At 69.0% G+C, this 3,955-nt stretch carries 4 protein-coding genes; 1 reads left to right on the top strand and 3 read right to left on the bottom strand.

Annotated elements, in window-relative coordinates:
- Nucleotides 1-154: 154 nt before the first annotated feature.
- On the top strand, nt 155-514 hold the full coding sequence (locus tag VML93_RS34370; protein WP_325617662.1) for a hypothetical protein: 360 nt from the start codon (nt 155-157) through the stop codon (nt 512-514).
- Here the strand turns inward: VML93_RS34370 and manA are convergent.
- The 3 genes from manA to VML93_RS34355 form a co-directional block, all read right to left on the bottom strand.
- Entirely contained in the window at nt 492-1,730 is a 1,239-nt protein-coding gene (gene manA / locus VML93_RS34365; protein WP_325617660.1) for a mannose-6-phosphate isomerase, class I, read from the bottom strand. The genes VML93_RS34370 and manA overlap by 23 nt on opposite strands.
- Nucleotides 1,731-1,737: 7 nt before the next feature.
- The gene (locus tag VML93_RS34360; RefSeq protein WP_325617658.1) at nt 1,738-2,811 is read right to left on the bottom strand and encodes a TobH protein; all 1,074 of its coding nucleotides are present in this window, start codon (nt 2,809-2,811) and stop codon (nt 1,738-1,740) included.
- The coding region (locus VML93_RS34355; RefSeq protein ID WP_325617656.1) for a phosphomannomutase/phosphoglucomutase at nt 2,808-3,955 on the bottom strand (1,148 nt) is incomplete at its 5' end. The genes VML93_RS34360 and VML93_RS34355, both read right to left, overlap by 4 nt.

Below are 3,955 nucleotides of genomic sequence, written 5' to 3'. Positions count from 1 at the left end.
GTTTCATCGCCGGAGCAGATCGCCGATTTCGAAGCCGAAGCGCAAACCTGGGTGAGTGCACCTCTGGCGCCGCCTGGCCCGCTGCTGGACACCTGGTCAGCGCGCACCGTGACCGGCGACGCCCGGCACACGAAGTCGGTGGCGCTCTCGGCGGATGGCCACTTCGCAATCTCCGGCGGCGACGACGGGACGGTGCGGCTGTGGGGATCTGGCCACTGGGGTGTGCCTGTCCGCTCTGACCGGCCACACCCACGGGGTCAGCTCGGTGGCTTTGTCGGCCGACGGGCGGATCGCGTTTTCGGCCGGCTTCGACGAAACGCTGCGGGTGTGGGATGCCCACAGCGGCGCGTGCCTGCGCACCCTGACCGGCCACACCGGGTTGGTGTCGTCGGTCGCGATCTCGGCGGACGGCCACATCGCGGTCTCCACCGGAAACGACAACACGATGCGGGTGTGGGTGCTGGACTGGGACTACGACTTCGAAGGACCGGTTACAAGCCGACCGTCGCCCTGAACAGCTTGGTGGGCTCGCGCGCGAGCAGCCGGATCGGGCCGTCGTCGGCGGCCACCCACGCCGCCATGCCGTGATCCAGCGTGAGCGACCCGGATTTCCCGTAGACCGTCGTCGAACCCTCAGTGCACAACAAGATCTGGGGGCCCTCGTGGCGCGAGGCCGCATCGACCTCGTGGCCCAGACATTCTCCGTCGAGCACCAGCAACGAGACCGCGAACTCGGCGGCCGGGGTGTCGTAGACCAGGGCCAGCCCGTCGCGGTGGATCGGCGGACGCAACTGCGCCTCGGCGGTGGGGGCGAAGTCCAGCACCCGCAACAGCTCCGGCACATCGACGTGCTTAGGGGTCAGTCCGCCGCGTAATACGTTGTCGGAGTTGGCCATTACCTCCAGCGCAAAGCCACGCAGATAGGTGTGCAGGTTGCCGGCCGGCACGAAGATCGCCTCCCCGGGCGCCAGACTGATCCGGTTGAGCAGCAACGCGGCCAGCACACCGGCGTCGCCGGGATAGCGCTCGCCGAGCTCCAGCACCGTTTTGACCTCGGGCCGGAATTCCGTTGCGCCAGAGCTGACGTAGTTGATGGCACCGTCGAGCACGGCGGGCACCAGCACGTCGATGGCGGGTTGGGGCGCAGTGATCCAGGTGGTGAACAGCGCACGCAGACCATCAGCATCGGAATGGCCGTCGGACCCATCACCCAGCAAATCGATGAACGGGTCGAGGTCGGACACGGCAAGCGCCCCCAGCAGCTCCTTGGTGCGCGACGCCTGACGAAATCCGGCCAGCGCCTCGAATGGCTGCAGCGCCACCAACAACTCGGGTTTGTGACTGGTGTCGCGGTAGTTACGGGTAGGCGCGGACACCGGAATGCCAAGTCGCTCTTCACGCAGGTAACCCTCGACCGCCTGCTCGGCACTGGGGTGGGCCTGCAGCGACAGCGGCTCGTCGGCCGCGAGCACCTTGACCAGGAACGGCAGCACGTCACCGAACCGGGCCCGTGACGCGCTGCCGAGCTGTCCTTCCGGATCGGCGACCAGCGCCTGCAGCAACGAGGTTTCGCCACTCGCGGTTTCCAGCCACGCGGGGTCGCCGGGGTGCGCGCCGAACCAGAGTTCGGCCTCGGGGTGCGCGGCGGGAACCGGCCGCCCGGTGAATTCGGCGATGGCGGTGCGCGATCCCCACGCGTATGTCCGTAACGCCCCGCGTAGAACGTCCACCGTTTGTCTATCCCCGCACCAGTCGCATGTAAACCGCGGCCATCTCCAGCCGAACGGCCAATATAGCCAGTTGCTGCTCGGCGCGGGCCGGTGCGGGCAAACTGCCGGGCGTCTCGGGCGCGTCCTCGGCCGCAATCAAGTCGATGTCGTTGAGCCCGGCGACCTTGCTGGCCAGCACCATCCGCTCGCCGGCCAACGTGAGCCCCAACACGCGCAGCCGTTGGGGCAGCGGTCCGTCGATATCGTCGTCGTGGAAAAGCGAGTCCGCCGAATCCCGGAATCCATCGGATGCCCCGGTACTCAGCGCCACCAGCGCATCGGCCAGCCCGGTGGCGGCGGTGACCTGGTCGGCGATCCGCAGCAGGACCGCACTGCCGTGCCGCGCCAGGGCCAGCGTCGCGGCGCAGTCGCCGGCCAGCGCCACCCGGCGACCCGACATGCGCGCGGCAAGTGTCTTGGCCGGGTTGGTGAACAGCTCGCGGCCGGCGCTGTTGTGCAGCGCCTCGGCGTCCAGCTCGTCGGCCAGCACCGCCAGATCCACGCTCAGCCTCGGGTCCACGGCATGCAGACTGGCCAGGCCCGCGGCCAAATACCGGCACAACCCGAACTCAGTGGGACCCCACAGCCGCGGCGACAGCTCGGCGACGCGCCCCGCGGTGGTGTCGCGCAACGGACCCTCGTACGGTGCGACGACGACCACCCGCGAACCCCGGCGTACACCGGTCGCGGCGGCGCCGACCAGGGCGGAATCGCCGGGATCGTCGCCGGCGACGATCAGCACGTCGAGCGGTCCGATCCACGGCGGGCACTCGCTGGCGACCACGATCGGCTCGGCGGCCGTACCAGCCATGGTCGCGGCCAGTATGGCCCCGGCCGTCTCGGCGGTACCACGGCCGGCCACCCAAATCACCGTGCGCGGACGGTCGTTCGCCCGCAGCGGTTCCAGCGCTCCCTCGTCTTGGGCGGCGGCGACGGCACGTACTTGCGCGCCCGCCATCGACGCGGACCGCAACAGGCCTTGCCGGTCGGCGGCAAGCAGTCCGTCGGTGTCTTCGAGATCGACCACCCCGGTGGTGTTCACCGGCCCGCTCCCTCGGGCGCGCGTTGGGCAGCGATTTGCGCGCTGACGTGCGTGACCACCGCGTCGACGTCCTCGGTGCTGCGACCCTCCACATTGAGTCGCAACAACGGTTCGGTGTTGGAGCTGCGCAGGTTGAACCAGCTGCCGTCGCCCAGGTCCACCGTCACCCCGTCGAGGTGATCGATGGAATGAATCCGGCTGCCGAAAGACTTCAGCACGGCGTCCACACATTGCGGCGCGTCGGCCACGGTGAAGTTGATCTCGCCGGAGGATTCGTAGCGCTGGTAGTCGGCGGTCAGCTCGGAGAGCGGCCTTGGCTGCTCACCGAGGGCGGCCAGCACGTACAGCGCGGCCAGCATGCCCGAGTCGGCGCCCCAGAAGTCACGGAAGTAGTAGTGCGCCGAGTGTTCACCGCCGAAGATCGCGCCGGTGTCGGCCATGAGCGCCTTTATATAGGAGTGTCCGACCCGGGAGCGCAGCGGTGTGCCGCCGCGCTCGGTCACCAGTTCGGGCACCGCGCGCGAAGTGATCACGTTGTGGATGACGGTGGCGCCGATCTCGCGGTTGAGTTCACGGGCCGCCACCAGGCCGGTCACCGTCGACGGCGAAACCGGCCGGCCGCGTTCGTCGACCACGAAGCACCGGTCCGCGTCCCCGTCGAAGGCCAGCCCGATATCGGCGCCGGTGTCCCCCACGTAGGCCTGCAGGTCCACCAGGTTCGCCGGGTCCAGCGGGTTGGCCTCGTGGTTGGGAAATGCGCCGTCGAGTTCGAAGTACAACGGCAACAACGTGATCGAGCCGATCACGCCGAGCACGGCCGGTGCCGTGTGGCCGGCCATGCCGTTGCCGGCGTCCACGGCCACTCGCAAGGGACGCAGCCCGGACGTGTCCACCAGCGAACGTAGGAACACGCCGTAGTCGTTCAGCACATCCCTGTCGGTGACCGTCCCGCGTTGACCGTGATGGCCCGGGACTCCGGCGATCAACTCGTCGCGGATGAGGGTCAGCCCGGTGTCCGCGCCGACCGGCTTGGCAGCGGCCCGGCACAGCTTGATGCCGTTGTAGGCCGCCGGGTTGTGGCTGGCGGTGAACATCGCGCCGGGGCAATCCAGTAGCCCCGAGGCGAAGTAGAGCTGATCGGTGG

The sequence above is a fragment of the Mycobacterium sp. genome (assembly GCF_035499775.1).
Lineage (GTDB): Bacteria > Actinomycetota > Actinomycetes > Mycobacteriales > Mycobacteriaceae > Mycobacterium.
This window is presented reverse-complemented; position numbering and strand designations above follow the sequence as displayed.